Origin of the sequence: Arthrobacter oryzae (genome assembly GCF_030718995.1) — a bacterium.
Classification (GTDB): domain Bacteria; phylum Actinomycetota; class Actinomycetes; order Actinomycetales; family Micrococcaceae; genus Arthrobacter; species Arthrobacter oryzae_C.
Window position 1 is genome coordinate 3,108,174 of record NZ_CP132204.1, and the last position, 21,414, is coordinate 3,129,587.

Here is a 21,414-nt window from a genome sequence, read left to right on the forward strand (position 1 = left end):
GTTGAGAAATGTTACGGGCCAAATTTCCGCTTCCGGCGGCAAAACCCTTGGAAGTACGCCGGAAGACTGCCCGTTTGTGAAGTTATTCCCGGGCAGCGTGTGGCAAACGTCTCGCCCCGCGCCGCGGCAGGTAACTACCCCAGCAGCGCCCGCTTCAGGGTGTCCAGGCCAACCGAACCGATGTTCAGCGCCTTCGTGTGGAAGGCCTTCAGCTCGAAGCCCGGCCGGGCTTCGAGCTCGCTGCGGATCTGTTCCCAGAGGCGCTGGCCCACCTTGTAGGACGGCGCCTGGCCCGGCCACCCGAGGTAGCGGGCGAATTCGAAGTTGAGCTGGCCTTCGCTGATCGCCAGGTTCTGCTTCAGGAAGTCGTAGCCCTTGTCCGGCGTCCAGGTGCCGCTGCCCCAGCGTTCCGGAACCTCCAGCTCCAGGTGCACACCGATGTCGAACACCACGCGGGCCGCCCGCATCCGCTGCATGTCCAGCATGCCCATGTGGTCGCCGGGGTCCTTGAGGTACCCCAGCTCCTGCATCAGCTTTTCGGCGTAGAGTGCCCAGCCTTCGCCGTGGCCCGAAGTCCAGCAGACGTTGCGGCGCCACTTGTTGAGCAGCTCCCGGCGGTAGATGGCCGTGGCGATCTGGAGGTGGTGCCCCGGTACGCCCTCGTGGAACACCGTGGTGGTCTCGGCCCAGGTGGTGAACGTGTCCTCGCCCGGGGGAACAGACCACCACATCCGGCCCGGCCTGCTGAAGTCGTCGGAGGGGCCGGTGTAGTAGATGCCGCCTTCGTCGGTGGGGGCAATCAGGCATTCGAGGGTCTGCATGATCTCCGGGATCTCAAAGTGCACGCCGGCGAGATCCGCCACCGCCTTGTCCGAGAGTCCCTGCATCCAGGCCTTGAGGGCATCAGTGCCCTTCAGCTGGCGGGCGGGATCGCTGTTCAGGACGGCCTTGGCTTCCTCCACGGAAGCGCCGGGCCGGATTTCGTCCGCTACCCGTTCCTGTTCCGCAATGAGGCGCTCCAGTTCCTGGACGCCCCAGGCGTAGGTCTCGTCGAGGTCCACTGTCGCGCCGAGGAATACCCGCGAGGCCAGCGCATAGCGGTCCCGGCCCACCGCGTCCTTGGCCGGGGCCACGGGCAACAACTCGTCGGACAGGAAGTTCGCGAGTTTTTCGTACCCCGCGCGGGCGGCGGCAGCGCCGTCGTCGAGCTTTGCCTGCAGTTCCGCGGACAGCGGGCCGTCCGCGGTCTTGGCCCCGGCGGCCATCTTGGCGAAGAATCCGTCCTCAGCGGCGTATTTGGTGGCCTGCTCGATGACGATGGACACCTGCCGGGCAGCGGAGACCTTGCCCTGATCCTTGGCGGCCCGCAGCGACTCGATGTAGCCCTCGATGGCGCCGGGAACACTGTGGGCGCGGCCGGCGATGTGCTCCCAGTGTTCCGCGGAATCGGTGGGCATCAGGTCAAAGATGGCGCGGATGTCCTGCGCCGGCGAGGAGATGTTGTTCAGGTCGGCAGCATCCCAGCCGGATTCGTGGATTTCCAGCTCCAGCCCCAGCCGTTCACGCATGGCGTCGAGGGTGACGGCGTCCACGTCGTCGACCGGCTCCAGCCCGTCCAGGGCATTGAGTGCCTCCCGCGCCGCCGCGATGAACCCTTCGATGCCGGCGGGCGAGAAATCCTGGAACTCAGTTTCGTGGCCGGGCACTCCAAGCGTGGTGGCAAAGCTCGGGTTAAGCCTGATCAGGGTGTCCGTATAGGCGTCTGCGACGGCGTCGATGGCTGTTTGGGGGCGCGCGGAGGCGGCGGTTTCGGTAGTCACCCCACGAGACTAACGGGGCAGTCCCAGTTATGAAAGACTCACTGAACTTTTCGGTGTGTCAGTTAGCCGCGGCGGTCTGGCCGCGGAGCCGCAGGCGTTAGCCCCGGCTCCGCTTCCAGGCTCCCGGTCCCGGAGTGGGGGCCAGTCGCAGCTGCTGCCGCCGCACCCAATGGCGGACGCTGGGCTTTGCATCGCCTTCCGGCTCGGCGCTGCCGAGGGAGAGTACGACGGCGGCCAGCGCCGCCAGTTCCACGTCCGTCGGTTCGCCCTTGACCACGGAGAACAACGGCTCCTCGGCCGCCGTGTCAGGCGCTGCCGCGTTCCCGGCGGGCTCCACTTCCGGGGTCACAGCGGAATGTTCCCGTGCTTCTTGGCGGGCAGGCTGGCGCGCTTGTCCCGAAGGGCACGCAGGCCCCTGATGATCTGAACCCGGGTTTCGGACGGCGCAATGACGGCATCCACGTAGCCAAGCTGGGCCGCCTGGTAGGGGTTGAGGAGTTCTTCCTCGTACTGCCGGATGACATCGGCGCGCTTGGCCTCGACGTCGCCGCCGGCCTCCGCGACTGCGGCAAGCTCGCGGCGGTACAGGATATTAACGGCACCCTGTGCACCCATAACGCCGATCTGGGCCGTGGGCCAGGCCAGGTTCAGGTCGGCGCCGAGCTTCTTGGAGCCCATGACGATGTACGCTCCGCCGTAGGCCTTGCGGGTGATGACGGTCAGCTTGGGGACGGTGGCCTCGGCGTAGGCATACAGGAGCTTGGCGCCGCGGCGGATGATCCCTTGGAATTCCTGGTCTTTGCCCGGAAGGAAGCCGGGCACATCCACCAGGGTGATGATGGGGATGTTGAAGGCGTCGCAGTGCCGGACGAAGCGCGCGGCCTTTTCGGAAGCCGAGATATCCAGGGTGCCGGCAAACTGCATCGGCTGGTTGGCCACGATGCCCACCGTATGCCCCTCGATGCGGCCGTAGCCGATCATCACGTTCGGGGCGTAGAGGGCCTGCATTTCCAGGAAATGGGCGTCGTCCACGATCTGCTCAACGAGCTTGCGCATGTCATAGGGCTGGTTGGCGGAATCCGGAATCAGCGTGTCCAGGGCGAGGTCGTCGCCGTCGACCTCCAGGTCCTGCTGGTGCTCCAGTACCGGGGCTTCGGCCAGGTTGTTGGAGGGGAGGAAGTCCAGGAGTTCGCGGACAAATTCGATGGCGTCCGCCTCGTCCGCCGCCAGGTAGGTGGAGGTGCCGGTGGTGGCGTTGTGCTGCCGTGCGCCGCCGAGGGTTTCCATGTCAACGTCTTCGCCGGTGACGGTCTTGATCACGTCCGGGCCGGTAATGAACATGTGGGAGGTCTTGTCCACCATGACCACGTAGTCGGTCAGGGCCGGGGAGTACGCGGCTCCGCCGGCGGAAGGGCCCATGATGAGGGAAATCTGCGGGACGACGCCGGAGGCGTGGACGTTGTTGCGGAAAATGTCCGCGAACATGGCCAGGGAGGCGACGCCTTCCTGGATCCGGGCCCCGCCGCCGTCGAGGATGCCCACTACCGGGCAACCGTTACGGAGCGCGAATTCCTGGACCTTGACGATCTTCTCGCCGTTGACCTGGCTGAGTGAGCCGCCGTACACCGAGAAGTCCTGGCTGTACACGGCGACGGGACGGCCGTCCACCGTGCCGTAGCCGGACACCAGGCCGTCGCCGAGGGGCTTCTTCTTTTCCATGCCGAAGGCCGTGGAGCGGTGGACGGCCAGGGCGTCGAACTCGACGAAGGATCCCTCGTCCAGGAGGAGGTCGATGCGTTCGCGGGCAGTGTTCTTGCCGCGGGCATGCTGCTTTTCGATGGCCTCGGGGCCGGATGGTTGCTCGGCACGCGCCTGGCGGTCGCGGAAATCTGCAATCTTTCCCGCAGTCGTTGTCAGATCGTGGCTCATCAAGTATCTCCGGCTCTGTAGCTGATGGTCGCTGGCCTGCGTCGCGACGGCGCTTAAGTAGCTTCCGCACAAAAACAGGACCCTGCTGGCTAGTCTAGTGACGCAAATGGCCCGGACCGCTGTAGAAAACCTACAATTTTCTGCCGTCGATGGACACCGGGCAGCATGTTACCCGCCGGTAACATACTTCGGTTAGAGTGTCCTTATGACTTCAAGCAACGATGCTTCGGGCACCGCCGCAGGGCCGTACCAGGCCGCCGGTTCCCTTCAGGGACGCACTATTTTGATGTCGGGAGGCAGCCGCGGCATCGGCCTGGCCATTGCCCTTCGCGCCGCACGCGACGGAGCGAACATAGCGCTGATGTCAAAAACCGGCCAGCCGCACGCGAAACTCGAAGGGACCGTCTTCAGCGCTGCGGAACAGGTGGAGGCGGCAGGCGGCCGTGCGCTCCCGATCGTCGGCGATGTGCGCAATGACGACGACGTCGCCGGGGCGGTTGCCGCCGCCGTCGAACGCTTCGGCGGAATCGACATTGTGATCAACAACGCCTCCGCGATTGATCTGTCCAAGACCGACGCCGTGGACATGAAGCGCTATGACCTCATGCAGGACATCAACGTGCGGGGCACCTTCCTGCTGTCCAAGCTGGCGCTGCCCGCCCTGCGCCGTTCGACGTCCGCCCACATCCTGACTCTCTCGCCGCCCCTGAACCTTGACCCCAAGTGGGCGGGAATGCACCTTGCCTACACCATGGCCAAATACGGCATGAGCCTCACCACCCTCGGGCTGGCCGAGGAACTCAAGGAAGACGGCATCAGCGTCAACTCGCTCTGGCCCTGCACCCTGATCGATACGGCAGCCATCCGCAACATGCCCGGCGGCGAGAACATCGTCAAGGCTGCGCGCGGGCCGGAGATCATGGCTGATGCAGCCCATGCCGTGCTGACGGGAAGCAACCTGGCAGGAGGGGAGGACCAGCGGAGCGGCAATTTTTATACGGATGAACAGGTGCTCGCCGCGGCGGGGGTGGCCGATTTTTCCCCGTACAGCCTCGGCGCGCCGGAGGACCGGCTGGTCCCTGACATTTTCCTCTGAGAACCGCCCGGCCCGCCGCCGCGGCCCCGCCAACTCGGTAGGATTCAACTATGGACGCCCCACAGCCCGCCGACGGCCAGGACCCGATCAACCCACAGCCTTCCGAGGCCCGCGCCGGACTCAACCGGAGTGAGCTGGGCAGTGAGGATTTCCTGGCTGCCAACGGCATCACGCAGCTCACAGTGGTGGACTCGACAGGGTCCACCAACGCCGACCTCCTGCAGGGCGTCACCGTGGATCCCCGCGCGTGGCCGGATCTGTCCGTGCTGACGGCGGAGCACCAGACGGCCGCCCGCGGCAGGCTGGACCGGCACTGGGAGGCGCCGCCCCTGAGTTCAGTTCTGGTGTCGATTGTGCTCCGCCCGGTGAACGCGGAGGGTCGGCCGCTGCCCACGCATACCTACTCCTGGTTCTCGCTGCTCGCGGCCCTCGCCCTGCGTGAGGCGCTCCTGGAAACGGCGGGCATCCCTGCCGAGATCAAGTGGCCCAACGATGTCATGGTGCGGGGCAGGAAGATTGCCGGCATCCTGGCGCAGCTGGGACCCATGGGGGACGGCACCGTTCCGCCCGTGATCCTCGGCACGGGCCTCAATGTGACCCTGACGGCCGCGGAGCTCCCGGTCCCCACGGCCACGTCCGTCCTGCTGGAAAATGCCAGGACTGTCGACCGGACCGCGCTGCTCAAGAGTTACCTTTCACGCTTTGCCGCGCTCTACCGCAGCTTCTGCAATGCCGACGGCGACCCCGCCGCAGGGCTGGCCGGCGGACCCTCGCTGCACAAGAGGGTCGAATCGGTGATGTCCACGCTGGGCAAGCAAGTGCGCGCCCAGCTTCCCGGCGACCATGAGATCATCGGCCATGCCTCCCGCCTGGACGAGTACGGCTCCCTCCTGGTGGTGGACGCGGCCAGGCATGAGCACGTCGTGACGGCCGGCGACGTCGTCCACCTCCGGCCGTGGACACCGCCAGGGTCGGGCAGCGGAACGGCAGCCGAGCCAGGGACTGGCGCCTCCGAAAGCGGATATGCGTAAAGACCTCCTGCCGGGCGAACAGGTCATCACTGTCACCCGGCCACAGCCCCGGAAGCTCTTCTTTCCGGGGCTGCTGTTCATCGTCGTGCCTGCCGTCGGTGCGTACGCCAGTGCATGGATCGTGAAAGGCGGCCCGGCCGGGCTGGTTCCGGCGATAACCGGGGAGTGGACCCTATGGCTTGTCGCAGTGTGCGCCGGGGGAGTTGCGTGGATACTGTTGGGGTACTGCCTGCCGCGGGTGCTCAAGTGGCACGCAACGCAGTACGTGCTGACCAGCCGGCGGATAGTTGCCCGTTATGGCATGTTGCGCAGGAGGGACATGCAGATTTCCCTCGCTTCCGTGCAGCACGTGGGTGTCAGCCAGTCGTTGTGGCAACGCATATTGCGTTCCGGGAATATATCGTTGGATACCGGGCATGGTGCCGAAGCCGTGATCCCGGATGTTCCGGAGGCTGTGAGGTTTCGAAACTTCGTCCTGGACGCCATCGATGAACTGCCCGCCGGCATGATCTTCGAGGCAGACCGGGCGGCGCAGGACATGAGCGGGAATGCGGCGCACTACCGGCCGTGGGGTGTGGGACAGACGTGGGATACGAGAGAAGGTGGAGCAGATGAGCGCTGAGAACGCCGGACCGGGTGACAACGCCGGAGCAGTGGACGAGGCAGAGCCGTCTGAGCTGCCATCGCCACCCGACGCCGTAGTGGAGACAGCAACCCTGGAAGCAGCCGTCCTGGATACGGCCACTTTGGACACTGCTTCGGTCGAGGAGCCGGTGCTTCAAACGACCGTGCTTCAAACGCCGGTGCAAGGTGACCCGCCCGGCGACCCCGCCGCTCCCCCCACGGGAACCCTCTCTGCAGAACGGCTCGCAGCCAAGGCGCTCGAGGCCAGGCTCCTGGGCGGTGAGCGCAAGCTGCGCCGCCGTGAAGTGGCGGCCGGGGCGGGGCTTTCCCTGCTGTCCGCGCGCAAGCTTTGGCGCGCCCTGGGCTTTCCCAACCTCGGCGACGAGGATGTTGCCTTCACTGAGCGCGACCAGGCGGCTTTGTCCACCGTCGTTGATCTGGTGCGCTCGGGGAAGCTCACCGAAGAAGCGGCAATTTCGGTGACCCGTGCCATCGGGCAGATGACTGACCGCATGGTGGTGTGGCAAATCGAAGCCCTGGTGGAGGACATGGTCCACCGGCAGGGTGTCCCGGACGCCGTGGCCCGCAAGCGCCTGGTCAACCAGCTTCCGTCCCTGGTCGATGCCCTGGAGGAGATGCTGGTTTACTCCTGGCGCCGGCAGCTCAACGCCGGTGTCCAGCGTCTTGCCGTGCGGGCCGAGGCCGGACTGCAGGCCAGCGAAGAGGGCCGTGAGGGCGACGAGGATGACGCGCCGTTGCCGCTGGCGCGCGCCGTGGGCTTTGCCGACCTGGTTTCGTACACCTCCCTGTCGCGGCGCATGAACGAGAAGACGCTCGCGCAGCTGGTGCAGCGCTTTGAGAACAAGTGCGCCGAGATCATTTCGGTGGGCGGCGGCCGGCTGGTGAAAACAGTGGGTGACGAAGTCCTCTATATCGCCGAGACACCGGCGGCCGGGGCCGAAATCTCCCTCGCACTGTCCCAAGCCTTCACCGAGGATGAGATCCTGCCCGAAGCCAGGGTTGCGATGGTCTGGGGGCGGATTCTTTCGCGCCTCGGCGACATCTACGGGCCCACCGTTAACCTCGCAGCCCGCCTGACCGCACTTGCCGACCCCGGCACTGTGCTTGTTGATTCAATGACGGCAGCAGCGTTGGAACACGACGAGCGGTTTGTGCTGGTGCCGCAGAAGGCAGAAGAGGTCCGCGGTTTTGGTGAGATCCACCCAGTGCTGCTGCAGCGCGGCAGCGGCCGCGGCCTGGTCCTGGACTAGTTTCTAAAATTGATGGTCTTATGACATAGTCGGACTGGCCCGGCTGTGTTGCACAGCGGGTACTGGCGTGCCCGGACAGCGTTTGGTGGGGGAAATACTGGTAATGAAACGGCTACTGCTTTCCGCGCGGCCTGAATCAGGTTCGGTCCAAGGCCAAAGCCGGCGCCAGCGGCGCGGCAAGGTCCTCCGGGCGACCGTTTTTGCGGTGGCTGGTGCTGCGCTGGTGGCCGGTGCGGTGATTTATCCGGGGTTTAAGACCACTGAGGTGGAGTTGAACGACGGCGGCGTGTGGGTGGTCAGTAAGGCCAAGAATGCTGTGGGCCGGTTGAATTATCCCTCGCGGGTGCTGGATGGTGCGGTGACGCCTGCCAGCACTACCTTCGACATCCTGCAGGACGCCGGGACGGTGTTTGTCGACGACAATGCGGGCTCCACCCTGAACCAGGTTTCCGCCGCCAACATGCGGCTGGGCGGTGACAAGAAGCTGCCCGGTGCAGCTGATGTGAGCTTTGGTTCGGATGTCATCTCAGTGACGGACGCGGCCAAGGGCAGGACATGGGCGCTGTCGCCGTCGTCCGTTAACGGGTTCGATCCCGAAACCAGTGAGCCGGCCGTTCAAGGATCGCAGGGGCTGGTATCCGCCGTCGGGTCCGACGACCGCATCTACAGCGTGGATCCGAAGACCGGCAAGGTGACCGTCACGGAAGTGTCCGCGGACGGTGAAGCCAAGGCGTCCGAAACAGGCACGTGGGACGGGCTGAAGGGTGCGGGGGATCTGCAGCTGGCTGTGGTGGGGGATGAGCCGGTGGTGCTTGATGCCGGGCGGGGGAAGCTGTTCCTGCCGGGCGGGCGTGAGTTGGCGTTGGCGGATGCGCGGGATGCGAAGTTGCAGCAGTCCGGGCCGGAGTCGGATGTGGTGGCGGTGGCGACGCCGAAGGCGTTGTTGAAGCAGCCGCTGGATGGTTCGACGGCGAAGGCGGTGTCGTTTGATGGTGAGGGTGTTCCGGCGGCTCCGGTGCAGCTGGGAGGGTGTGTCCATGCGGCGTGGTCGGGGGCGAACAAGTATGTCCGTGACTGTGTGAATGATGCTGATGACAAGACTGTGGACGTGCCTAAGGCGAGTGCGTCGCCGTCGTATGTGTTCCGGGTGAACCGGGACCTGGTGGTGCTCAATGATGTGAATTCGGGCAATGTGTGGCTGGTGAACCAGAACATGCTGCTGGTCAACAACTGGGACGACGTGGTCCCGCCGCAGCAGACATCCGATGATGCGGACAAGGATTCAGCCGACGAAGTTCAGCAGACCATCCTTCCCGACCGCACAAAGCCGAACAATCCGCCGGCGGCCAAGCCGGACGTGTTCGGCGTCCGGGCAGGCAAGACCACTGTGCTGCCCGTGCTGGACAACGATACCGATCCGGACGGTGACGTCCTCACGCTGCGGACGCCGGAGGAGGTGACGACGGGTTCCCTGTCGGCGATCTATGGAGGTACCGGATTCCAGGTGGCCGTGCCGGCCGGAAAATCCGGAACGGAGAGCTTCAAGTACACCGTGGACGACGGCCGGGGACTGTCCGGCAGCTCAGACGTCGCGCTTACCGTGGTGCCTGACTCGGAGAACACGGCTCCCCGGCAGAAACCGAACCGGAACAACGCGATCGTGGTTCAGTCCGGAAAGACGGTGGCCCAGAACATCCTGACCGATTGGATTGATCCCGACGGCGATGACCTTTATGCCGTCAGTGCCACCAGCACCGACCCGCGTGACCAGGTCAAGATCAGGCCGGACGGGTTGCTGAGCTTCCAGGACTCCGGAACTGCGCCGGGCCGCAAGTCGCTGACCGTCACTGTTTCCGACGGCAGGGCAACCGCCGAAGGGAAAGTCACCGTTGATGTCCGGGCCCCCGGTGCGCTTCCCCCGGTGGCCAATGCCGACCACATTATCGCGGTCGCCGGCGTGGACACCGTCATCGCACCGTTGAAGAACGACACCGATCCCCAAGGCGGCTCGCTGCGCCTGGCCCAGGCGACCCCTGATGCACAGTCCTCAGCCACCATCGGCGCAGACCAGCAGACCTTCACGTTCAATTCATCGTCACCCGGGGCCCACTACGTCACGTACCTGGTCACAAACGGTCCGGCCAGCGCCCAGCAGCTGGTCCGCGTGGACGTCGTAGAGGCCGACGGCGGCGGCGCGCCGGTCGCCGTAAGGGACATCGCGCTGTTGCCCACCGGCGGCAGCGTCCTTGTGGACGTCCTCGGCAATGACTCGGACCCCTCCGGGGGCGTACTCGTGGTGCAGTCGGTCACCGCCGCCGACGGCCTGCCCGTCACGGTGTCAGTGCTGGATCACTCGGTGGTCAGGATTAGCGACCTCCGCGCGGAAGGGCAGCTGACCCTGAAGTACACCATCTCCAACGGCAAGGCCTCGGCCACGGGGGAGATCGCTGTGCTGATGGTGCCTGCGCCGGCGAAACTGCAGGCCCCGCAGGCGAAGCCCGACGAGGCTGTTGTCCGATCGGGGGACGTGGTCACCATCCCGGTGCTGGCCAACGATACCGACCCCAACGGCGGCAAGCTCACGCTGCTCCCGGACCTGCCGCAACAACCTGACGCCGCCGACGGCAGGATGTTCACGGCCGGAGAAGCGCTTCGCTTCATCGCCGGCGAAACGCCAAAGACGGTGTACGCCATCTACAAAGTGCAGAACGAGTCCGGGCAGACCGACTCCCAGCAGGTAACCATCAGGATCGCTGCCCGCGACGATGCCAGGAACGCCCGGCCGGAGCCGCACAACCTCACGGCACGGGTTGTGGCCGGGATGACGGTACGCATTCCGGTGCAGCTGGACGGCATCGACCCCGACGGCGATTCGGTCCAGCTCCTGGGGATCGGGGAAGCGCCCGCCATGGGCACCGCCGTGGTCAAGGACGGCTACGTCGAGTTCACTGCCGCCGGGGATTCCGCGGGGACCGACACCTTCACTTATGTGGTCCGGGACCGCGTTGGAGCGGAGAACACCGGGACGGTCATAGTGGGCATCGCACCGCCCGAAGCCAACAACCAGAAACCGATCGCCGTCGATGACGCAGTGGAGGTGCGGCCCGGCCGCAACGTTGCCGTCGACGTGCTACTGAACGACACCGACCCCGACGGGGACCCGATCGCACTCGTGGCCAACGGCTTCGAAGCCCGCCCCGAACTTCAGGTCAAAGCAACCGAATCATCCAAGGTCCTGCTGACGGCTCCGGCCGCAGGAGGGAACGAGAGCATCCGGTATCTCATCCGGGACGACAAGGAGGCCTCTGCCGGTGCTGTCGTCCGCGTCCGCATCAGCCCCACCGCGGCGCTCAAGCCGCCGGTGGCCAAGGACGACCACGTGACGCAGGCGGAAACCCTGGGGAAGTCGGCGGTTGATGTTCCGGTCCTGCGGAACGACTCGGATCCCGACGGCGTGGCAGAGGAACTGTCCATCGGCCTGCCTGACGGCAATCCCAATGCCAGGGCCGCCGCGGGCAGCGTGGTGGTCACGTTGTCGCCGCAGGACCAGTTGATTCCCTACACCGTGACGGACGCCGACGGCCAAAGTTCCACGGCAGTTATCTGGGTGCCGGGCCAGGGCCAGCAGGTCCCCACACTGGCGAAGACCGACGTCGTGGAGGTGATGGCCGGCAAGGAAATCGTCCTTAACCTCAACGACTACGTCAGGGTCCGTGAGGGGCGCACGCCGCGGATTACCGTCGCTGACCGTGTCGCCGTCCAGGGCGGCTCGAACGAAAACCTGATCGCCGGCAACGGGACGGCCCTGCGCTACCTGGCCAAGACCGATTACGTGGGCCCCGGCTCGGTGACCTTCGAGGTCACGGACGGCACCGGACCGGATGATCCCGAAGGCCTGAAATCCGTCCTGACCATCATTACCCGGGTCATTCCGGATCCGGCTGCCAACCATCCGCCCACCTTCAGCGGCGCATCGCTGGACGTTCCCAAGGCGGAGACGGCCACCCTGGAACTCGGTCCGCTTGCCGAGGACGTCGACGAACAGGACAAGGACAACCTCACATTCGAGCTGGACGGAGCCCTGCCGGCAGGGTTTACCGGCAGCCTGGACGGCAGCACGCTGAAGGTCAGCGCCGACAAATCCGTGCCGGTAGGCTTCAGCGGCAGCATCCCCGTCAAGGTCACGGATGGCAGGTCCCCGGCGGTCAGGGCCACCGTTTCGGCCCGGCACGTCGCCTCCACCCGGCCGATGCCGGTGGCCAATGACGACGTGGTGGAGAAAGCCAACGCCGCACGGCCGGAAACTGTCAATGTGCTGGCCAACGACTTCAACCCGTTCAGTGACACCGCGCTCAAAATCGTGGCAGCCACCGTGGAGACCGGATCCGCGGCCGGCCAGCCTGCCGTGTCCGGGGACTCGATCACCGTGACTCCGGCGGACGGATTCAAGGGCGTGATGGTGGTTCGCTACACGGTGGTTGACAAGACCGAGGACGCGTCACGCCAGGCCGGCGGCAGGATCCGCATCACGGTGCGGGACGAGCCTGACGCGCCGTCGGCGCCGTCCGCCACGGATGTCCGCAGCCGCACCGCCGTCCTCAAGTGGGCGCCGCCGTCGGACAACGGTGCTCCGATCACGGAGTACACCGTGCGTTCCAGCGGATTCACCCAGAAGTGCCCGACGACGACGTGCACCCTCAACGGGCTGACCAACGACGTCAAGTACGTCTTCACCGTTACGGCGACCAACGAGGTGGGCGAATCCGAGCCTTCGGTGCCGTCCAACGAGATCCGCCCTGACGAAAAGCCGTCCCCGCCGGAGGCCCCTGCCGTTAAAGCCGGTGACAAGGACATGGTGATCAACTGGCCGCCGGCCAAGACCGAGGGGTCCGCCGTCAAGAGCTACAACCTGGAGATCTCCCCGCCGCCGGCCAGCGGTATCGCCGTGAAGAACGGCGTGACCGGCCTGACCTATACCTGGCCCGGGCTGACGAACGGAGTGCGCTACAAGGTGCGCGCCCAGGCCGTGAATGAACTGGGCCCCTCGGACTGGGGTATTTACTCCGCCGAGGACAATCCGGCGGGTGTCCCGGCCGCGCCGGCCGCTCCCACCTCCGCTGTGGCGTCATCGGTGGGGACGCAAAACCAGTTGAAAGTTAACTGGACGGAGCCGAACACGAATGGTGACCCGATCCGGAATTACTACGTCACCATGGCCGGCGGCGGCATGGCTCCGCAGACCCAGGCCGTCCCGGGCACGGTGCGCACGGCAACGTTCACGGCGGCAAACTCGGAAACGGCCTACACCTTCACCGTGCAGGCGGAAAACAAGGCGGGAAAGGGCGAAGTGAGCGGTGAGTCGGCGCCACGGCGCGCCACTGGCAAACTCGGCCAGGTGACCGGTGTCTCCGTCACCGAGGCAGACACGGGCGGCGCAGGCCGGCAAGTCACCATTAACTTCAATCAGCTGACCGCCGGGCAACGGAACGGCTCCACGGCCAACGAGGTCAGCTACACGTTCAAGGCCTCCACCGGACAGTCCGGCCCGATTGCCCCCGGCCAGACCGTGGGCGGCTTCACTAACGGGAGCCAGACCCGGATCACCGTCACGGCGAATTCAAGCGTGGCACCGAGCTCCGACGCGAGTGCTCCGGCGGCGGCCACGCCGTACGGTTCGCCCGGCACGCCGTCCGCCTCCGGCACCAACGGCGGCATGAACCAGAAGTCGCTGACTTTGAACTGGAGTTCGCCATCCACCGCCACCAACGACGTCGCCTCCACCCGGATCAGCATCGACGGCAGTCCCAACTGGGAAACCGTTGCGGCGTCGGGCAGCCGCGTGATCAACACCGCAGGCTTTGAGGAAAGCCACAGCATCAGGGTCCAGACGTTCAACTCGCTGGGCCAGGGCGGCCCGGTTGCTGAAGCGAGCGCGAGGTCCGGCCAGCGCGGCGAGTGGACCACCACGCTCAGCTCTGCCGATCCGAAGTTCGTCCGGTCATGCACCTACACCCTGGGCGGCGCCAACTACCGGCCGGCGCCCTACTACGACTGCGACGGCATCAATGCCCACCGGGAACCGTGGGCGTATGTGGCCGACGCCGACCGTATGGTGGTGCGCTGCTACATCGTGCAAAGCGACCACTGGACCCCCAATCCGATCCGCACGTGGTACCGGCTTGAAGCGGGATCCACCCGCAACGTGGGCCGCTACGTGGTGGCAGGATCCACGACGCTGGGAGAACCCGGCAACGCGGGGGTGCCGCCGTGCTGAGCCCTGTTACGGACGGCTTTGCGGAAGGATGCGCAGGTCAGGCGGTCGGGGAGAGCTCCCCATCGCGGTCCCGCGGATGGTTGGGTAGGCTGTCGCGGGAAACAGAGAGCCCGGTACCGGGTCTTTGGAAACGCTGCCCTGGGGGCGGCCGCGATTTTGAGGGATTTGAAAACTTGTGACAACTCTGTTCGGCAGGCTGGGTCTCAGGGAGCGCCGCAGGAAGTTGGTTACCGGCACCGTTTTTGCGGTGGCTGGTGCTGCGCTGGTGGCCGGTGCGGTGATTTATCCGGGGTTTAAGACCACTGAGGTGGAATTGAACGACGGCGGCGTGTGGGTGGTCAGCAAGGCCAAGAATGCTGTGGGCCGGTTGAATTATCCCTCGCGGGTGCTGGATGGTGCGGTGACGCCTGCCAGCACTACCTTCGACATCCTGCAGAATTCCGGGAACATCTTCGTTGACGATGAAACCGGCTCCACCCTGAACCAGGTGTCCCCGGCCAGCATGCAGCTCGGCGGTGACAAGCAGCTGCCCGGCTCAGCCGATGTCAGCTTCGGTTCCAGTGTCATTTCCGTGACCGACCCTTCCAAGGGCAAGGTCTGGGCCCTCTCGCCGTCCACCGTCAACGGATTCGACGAGGAAGCCACCGAGCCCGCCCTGGTCGGTTCGGAAGGGCTGGTATCCGCAGTCGGTCCGGACAACAGGATTTACAGCGCCGATCCCAAGACCGGCGCCGTCACCATCACCGCGGTTGATGCCAATGGTGCGACCACCTCCACCGACTCCAGCACGTGGGACGGGCTGAAGGGTGCGGGGGATCTGCAGCTGGCTGTGGTGGGGGATGAGCCGGTGGTGCTTGATGCCGGGCGGGGGAAGCTGTTCCTGCCGGGCGGGCGTGAGTTGGCGTTGGCGGATGCGCGGGATGCGAAGTTGCAGCAGTCCGGGCCGGAGTCGGATGTGGTGGCGGTGGCGACGCCGAAGGCGTTGTTGAAGCAGCCGCTGGATGGTTCGACGGCGAAGGCGGTGTCGTTTGATGGTGAGGGTGTTCCGGCGGCTCCGGTGCAGCTGGGAGGGTGTGTCCATGCGGCGTGGTCGGGGGCGAACAAGTATGTCCGTGACTGTGTGAATGATGCTGATGACAAGACTGTGGACGTGCCTAAGGCGAGTGCGTCGCCGTCGTATGTGTTCCGGGTGAACCGGGACCTGGTGGTGCTCAATGATGTGAATTCGGGCAATGTGTGGCTGGTGAACCAGAACATGCTGCTGGTCAACAACTGGGACGACGTGGTCCCGCCCAAGAACCAGTCCGATGAGCAGGACCAGGAATCCGCGGACAACAACACCATCAACATCCTCCCGGACCGCACCAAGCCCAATCGGCCGCCGGAAACCAAACCCGACGTCGCCGGGGTCCGGCCGGGCCGCACCACCATCCTCAGCGTCCTTGACAACGACTCCGACCCCGACGGCGACGTCCTGACGGCGTCCGTCGGCGGCTCCGGCCCTGCCTCGGGCACCCTCCAGAACATCTACGGCGGCACTGCCTTCCAGATCACCGTGCCCGCCGACGCCAAGCCCGGCTCCGAAACCTTCGACTACAACGCTGCGGACGGCCGCGGCCTCTCCGCCGGCGGCCAGGTGTCCCTGAACATCGTCGGCCCGGACGAGAACAAGCCGCCGGTCTTCAAGCGCGGCGAACCCACCACCATGCTGGTGGAGCAGGGGAAAACCGTCAGCCAGAACATCCTCACGGACTGGACCGACCCCGACGGCGACGACCTCGTGCTGATGGACGCCAAGGCGGACAACGACCAGGACCAGGTCAAGGTCCGCCGCGACGGACTGCTCACCTACCAGGATTCCGGGGCAGCCCCCGGCAAGAAGACCGTCACGGTGTCCGTCTGGGACGGCCGCGACACCACCACCGGGCAGGTGGTGGTGAACGTGCAGCCGCCGGGCGCGTTGGTGCCGGTGGTCAACGCCGACCACGTCACCGCCGTCGTCGGCCAGGACCTGGTGATCGCACCGCTGAAGAACGACGTCGATCCCAACGGCGGCGCCCTCCGGCTCGCCCAGGTGGAAGCCTCCGGCCCCGCCGAACTCGGCCCCGTCACCGATGGCGGCACCTTCACCTTCCGGAGCGAGACCGCCGGCCCCGTCTACCTGACCTATATCGCCAGCAACGGTCCGCAGAGCAGCCAGGGCCTCATCCGTGTGGACGTGGAATCAGGCAAGGACACGGGCGACCCCGTGGCGGTCCATGACGTGGCACTCATGCCGACAGGCGGCAGCGTGCTCCTTGACCCGCTGGCCAACGACTCCGATCCCTCCGGCGGCGTGCTGGTGCTGCAGTCGGTCCAGCTCCCGGAAAACACCACGGCATCGGTCAGCGTGATCGACCACAGCGTGCTGCGGATCACCGACGTGCTCGGTACGAAGGAACCCTTCCTGTTCAAGTACACGATGTCCAACGGAAAGAAGTCCGCCACCGGCAGCGTCTCCGTGGTGCCCGTGCCGGCGCCCGCACTGGTCGAAGCACCCCAGCCGAAACCTGACGAAGTGAACGTCCGCGTCAACGACGTCGTCACCATTCCGGTGCTGGCCAACGACACCCATCCCCAGGGGCAGAAGCTGACCGTGGATCCGGTGCTGCCCCAGGCGGTGGCGGCCGAGGACGGCCAGAGCTTCGTATCCGAAAACACGCTGCGGTTCATCGCAGGTTCCACGCCCAAGACGGTCCGCGCCATCTACAACGCCGTCGATCCGCAGGGCCAGAAAAGCGCGGCTGCGGTGACCATCCATGTCCTGCCGCTGGAAGGCGCCGAAAACTCCCGGCCGCAGCCGAAGAACCTGACCGCGAGGGTGGTGGCGGCCGGTACCGTCCGGATTCCGGTGGAACTGGACGGCATCGATCCCGACGGCGACTCAGTCCAGCTGACCGGCATCGACAGTACCCCGAACATGGGCACCGCCATGGTGGGCAGCAACTTCATCGACTTCACCGCGGCCGGCGACGGCGCGGGCACGGACACCTTCCGTTATCGGGTGGTGGACCGGCAGGGCGCCGTCAACACCGGCACGGTCACTGTTGGCATCGCGCCCCGCGGCGACGCGAACCAGAAACCCACCCCCGTTGACGACGACGTGCAGGTCCGGCCTGGACGCCAGATTGCGGTGGACGCCGCCGGCAACGACACCGACCCCGACGGCGACCCCATCGGCATTGCCAGCGACGGCATCGAAGCGCCTGCGGAACTCCAGGCGACCGTCAGCAAGACGAGCGGGCGCATCATTCTGCAGGCTCCGGCCAGCGAGGGCACGGTCAATGTCCGCTATGCGGTGGCCGATGACCGCGGCGCCTCGGCCCAGGCCACCATCCGGGTGAACGTGCGCAACGACGTGCCGCTCCAGGCCCCGATTGCCCGGGACGACCGCGTGACCTCCGCTCAGACCCTTGGCAAGACCGCCGTTGACGTTCCCGTGCTGAAGAACGACGAAGACCCGGACGGCGTGGGCGAGAACCTGAAGATCGCTACCGATGCCACCACCGCCCGGCCAGGCACCGAGGGCAACATGGTGGTGGAGCTGACGGAGCAGCCGCAGCTCATCCCGTATACCGTCGAGGACGTGGACGGACAGAAGTCCACCGCCATCATCTGGGTGCCCGGCATCGGCCAGCAGGTGCCGACGCTGGCGAAGGACGAGGTCCTCGAGGTCATCGCCGGACAGTCCGTGACGGTGGACCTGAAGGAATGGGTGAAGGTCCGCGACGGACGGTCGCCCCGCCTGACGCAGACCGACCGGATTAAGCTGATCGGCTCCGACGGTGGCGACCCGGTGGCCGGAAACGGCGCGGCGATCAAATACACCGCCGGCCAGGACTATGTGGGACCGGGTTCCATCAGCTTTGAAGTCACCGACGGTACCGGTCCGGATGATCCTGCCGGGCTGAAGTCGACGCTCAGCATCCGGACCAAGGTGCTGCCGGATCCCGACCGGAACAACCCGCCCACCTTGCTGGGAAGCTCCGTGGACGTTCCGAAGGGCGAATCCGCCGAGACCGACCTGGGCAGGCTCACCTCAGACCCCGACCGCGACGACGTGGACAACATGACGTATGAGCTGGTGGGGGACGGCCCGGCCGGCTTCAACGCCCGCATCGACGGCAGGACCCTCAAGGCGTCGGTCGACGGCGCAACGGCCACCGGCACCGCAGGTGCCGTGCAGATCAAAGCCAAAGATCCCCGGGGACTCGAAGCCACCGCAACATTCCAGCTGGCCGTCACGGCCTCCAACCGGCCCAAGCCGGTGGCCAGCGACGACGTCGAGCCCAACGCGGCTGCCGGGAAGCCCGTATCCGTGAACGTCCTCGCCAACGACTCCAATCCGTTCCCGGAAACTCCGCTGAAAATCGTCACCGCCGCCACCGAGACCGGCAGCGGCGACGTCGAGGTGTCCGGTGGCGACGTGACCGTGACGCCGGCCTCCGGTTTCACCGGGACCCTGGTGGTGGCCTACACCGTCGAGGACAAGACGGGGGAGCGGTCACGGCAGGCTACGGCCCGGATCCGCCTCACTGTGAAGGATAAGCCGCTGGCACCTGCCACCCCGCAGGCCCAGAGTGTGGGCGACCAGACAGCCCTGCTGAACTGGACCGCACCGGCGGACCGCGGCTCACCCATTACCAAGTACACGGTCTACGGTGAGGGCGGCTTCCAGCAGGACTGCCCGGCCAATTCCTGCACCCTCACGGGCCTGACCAACAACACCAAGTACCACTTCCAGGTGACCGCCACGAACGAGTTCGGCGAGTCCGACAGGTCCCCTGCTTCGGCCGAGGTCCGTCCGGACGTCAAGCCGGACACTCCGGTTGCCCCGGCGCTGAAGTTCGGCGACAAGCAGCTCACGGTCACCTGGACGGCCCCGGCCAGCAAGGGTTCGCCCGTCAAGTCCTATGACCTGGAGATCTCCCCGGCGCCCGCCGGGCAGAACGCGCAGATCCAGAACCTGACCTCGCTCAGCTACGTCTGGAAGGGGCTGCAGAACGGAGTGTCCTACAAGGTCCGGGTCCTGGCGCGCAACGATGCCAAGGAGCCCTCCGAGTGGAGTGCCTACTCTGCCGCAGAAATCCCCGCCGGAGTCCCGGTCACCCCTGCAGCTCCCAGCGCGGCGGCGGCAGGTTCCGTCGGAACACAGAGCCAGCTCAGGGTGACCTGGACAGCCCCGAACAACAATGGCGACGCCATCTCGGCCTACACGTTGACCACGCTGCGGGGCGGCGCCGTCGTGGCTACGCAGCAGGTCTCCGGGACGTCGCAGAACGTCACGGTGGACAACTCCGAATCGGGCTATACGTTCACCGTGTCAGCCACCAACAAGGCCGGCACGTCCGGCACCAGCGCACAGTCTGCGGCCGTCCGCGCAGTGGGCAAGCCCGACATGGTGGGCCAACCGACCGCGACGTTGAAGGACACCAACGGCGACGGCGGCAAAATCGATGTCAGGTTCCCTGTGCTGACCGATGCCCAGCGCAACGGATCGACTCCCGGCGAGATCACCTACAAGTACCGGCTGACGTCCGGCGGCGGCAGCGGCAACATCGCAGCAGGCGGCGGCGTCGTGGCGGCAGCCAACGGCACGGATACCGCCGTGGTGGTGTGGGCGGTATCCTCCCGTAGTTCCACTGCGGGCGACGCCAGCCCGGCTTCCAACACTGTGAACCCGTACGGGCTGGCGTTTGCCCCCACCGTGACGGGCAGCAACAGCAGCGGCGTCGGGGACAGGACGGTTTCCTGGACCTGGAACCAGCCCAGCGGCAACGGCCGGGCAGTGACCGGCTACCAGTACAGCCTGGACGGCGGAAACTGGCAGGACACCGGGCAGCGGTCATTCTCGAAGAGCGTGGGCTTCAGCGAGACGCACACCTTGCGGGTCCGCGCCATCAGTGCCAACCAGCCGGGACGCATCGGCAGCGATACGTCCCGCAGCGGCGCAGAGCCGCCGCCCCCGGCGCCGACGTCGTGGGACATCCGGGCTACTCCGGTCCGAACCTGCACGGAGCCGAACAGCAGCACCGACAGCTACCGGAATACCAACCCGGACCAGTGCCTTAGCCCGGGCCGGTGGTTTGAGACCGGCTACACGGCACAGACGGACTACTACGTGGTCTGGAGCGGCCGGGTCTGGTACCACCTCACCTCGGGAGCGGCCGGCGGCAACTTCGCGCGCGGCGACACCACGTCGCTGGGCACCAACCCGCCGGGAGGCATGCCGCGGCGGTAGGGAGCGGTCATGACGGCACCACAAATAACAATTAGACTAATCGCTGGACTAAGCGGGCAGCGGCCCGAAGATTCACCCGAACCCGGAAGAGGATTCACCCATGACCATGACAACCGAGCAGGCCGACTGGTTTGCAGGCACGTTTGAGAAGCTCGTTGGCAACGTCGGCCAGGCCGTACTGGGCAAGTCCCACGTCATCCGCCTGACCTTCATGGCCATGCTCGCCGAAGGGCACGTCCTCTTCGAAGACGCACCGGGCACCGGAAAGACCTCCCTGGCGCGGGCACTCGCTGCCACCGTGCAGGGCTCCAACAACCGCATCCAGTTCACGCCGGACCTGCTTCCGTCCGACGTCACGGGCGTGACCATCTACGACCAGAAAACCCAGAAGTTCGAGTTCCACAAGGGCCCGATCTTCAACAACATTGTCCTCGCGGACGAGATCAACCGCGCCTCGCCCAAGACCCAGTCCGCCCTCCTGGAGGTCATGGAGGAGTCACGGGTGACCGTGGACGGCACCACGTACGAAGCCGGCCGGCCCTTCATGGTGATGGCCACCCAGAACCCGATCGAGCAGGCGGGAACCTACAGGCTGCCTGAGGCCCAGCTGGACCGGTTCCTGATCAAGACGTCCATCGGATACCCGGACCACGCGTCAACGGTGCAGCTGCTGGGCGGGGCCAACCTCAAGGACCGCTCCAAGGAGCTCTCCGCCGTCATCACCACACAGGCAGTGGCAGATATGGCCGACCTCGCAGCGACCACACACGTGGACACCGCGGTGCTGGAATACATCTCACGGCTGTGCGAGGAAACCCGCAACGCCCCCGAAACCCGGCTCGGCGTCTCGGTCCGCGGTGCCCTGGCCATGGTCCGGGCTGCGAAGGTCTGGGCAGCAAGCCAGGGCCGCAACTTCGTCCTGCCGGACGACGTGAAGGACCTCGCGGGCGTTGTCTGGACCCACCGCTTTGTGATGGACCCGGAAGCGGAATTCTCCGGCGCCACCGCGGAGGCCGTGCTGGCCCGTGTTCTGACGGACGTCGCTGCCCCGCAGCAGCGCGCCGCCGTCTAAAAGGTGCCCCTGCACCC

At 66.1% G+C, this 21,414-nt stretch carries 10 protein-coding genes; 7 read left to right on the forward strand and 3 right to left on the reverse strand.

The genetic code is table 11. The features are described from left to right. Nucleotides 1-134: 134 nt before the first annotated feature. From Q8Z05_RS14235 to Q8Z05_RS14245, 3 genes are all read right to left on the reverse strand, one after another. Nucleotides 135-1,820 (reverse strand): DUF885 domain-containing protein, encoded by a 1,686-nt coding sequence (locus tag Q8Z05_RS14235; protein ID WP_305940266.1) that lies wholly within the window; start codon nt 1,818-1,820, stop codon nt 135-137. A 97-nt stretch (nt 1,821-1,917) separates the two neighbouring features. Further along, nucleotides 1,918-2,169, reverse strand: coding sequence for an acyl-CoA carboxylase subunit epsilon (locus Q8Z05_RS14240; RefSeq protein ID WP_305940267.1), 252 nt, complete (start codon nt 2,167-2,169; stop codon nt 1,918-1,920). Further along, the gene (locus Q8Z05_RS14245) at nt 2,166-3,749 is read right to left on the reverse strand and encodes an acyl-CoA carboxylase subunit beta (RefSeq protein ID WP_305940268.1); all 1,584 of its coding nucleotides are present in this window, start codon (nt 3,747-3,749) and stop codon (nt 2,166-2,168) included. The genes Q8Z05_RS14240 and Q8Z05_RS14245 overlap by 4 nt, the downstream gene beginning before the upstream one ends. A gap of 205 nt (nt 3,750-3,954) precedes the next feature. Here Q8Z05_RS14245 and Q8Z05_RS14250 point away from each other — a divergent pair, with 205 nt between their 5' ends. The 7 genes from Q8Z05_RS14250 (at nt 3,955) to Q8Z05_RS14280 (ending at nt 21,397) form a co-directional block, all read left to right on the forward strand. Further along, nucleotides 3,955-4,845, forward strand: a complete 891-nt coding sequence (locus Q8Z05_RS14250) for an SDR family oxidoreductase (protein ID WP_305940269.1) — start codon at nt 3,955-3,957, stop codon at nt 4,843-4,845. Nucleotides 4,846-4,895: 50 nt separating this feature from the next. Beyond that, nucleotides 4,896-5,876 carry a biotin--[acetyl-CoA-carboxylase] ligase gene (locus tag Q8Z05_RS14255; protein ID WP_305940270.1) on the forward strand — a complete coding sequence of 327 codons (981 nt, stop codon included), beginning with the start codon at nt 4,896-4,898 and terminating at the stop codon, nt 5,874-5,876. Then, entirely contained in the window at nt 5,869-6,498 is a 630-nt protein-coding gene (locus tag Q8Z05_RS14260; protein ID WP_305940271.1) for a PH domain-containing protein, read from the forward strand. The genes Q8Z05_RS14255 and Q8Z05_RS14260 overlap by 8 nt, the downstream gene beginning before the upstream one ends. Beyond that, complete coding sequence (locus Q8Z05_RS14265; protein ID WP_371745860.1) at nt 6,488-7,771, forward strand: adenylate/guanylate cyclase domain-containing protein; 1,284 nt, start codon at nt 6,488-6,490, stop codon at nt 7,769-7,771. Before Q8Z05_RS14260 ends, Q8Z05_RS14265 begins: the two co-directional genes overlap by 11 nt. A 103-nt stretch (nt 7,772-7,874) precedes the next feature. Next, a complete protein-coding gene (locus Q8Z05_RS14270) occupies nt 7,875-14,045 on the forward strand; it encodes an Ig-like domain-containing protein (protein WP_305940272.1) in 6,171 nt (2,056 codons plus the stop codon). A gap of 175 nt (nt 14,046-14,220) precedes the next feature. Then, on the forward strand, nt 14,221-20,325 hold the full coding sequence (locus Q8Z05_RS14275; RefSeq protein WP_305940273.1) for an Ig-like domain-containing protein: 6,105 nt from the start codon (nt 14,221-14,223) through the stop codon (nt 20,323-20,325). 100 nt (nt 20,326-20,425) lie between these two features. Continuing rightward, the gene (locus Q8Z05_RS14280) at nt 20,426-21,397 is read left to right on the forward strand and encodes an AAA family ATPase (protein WP_305940274.1); all 972 of its coding nucleotides are present in this window, start codon (nt 20,426-20,428) and stop codon (nt 21,395-21,397) included. Nucleotides 21,398-21,414 lie beyond the last annotated feature (17 nt).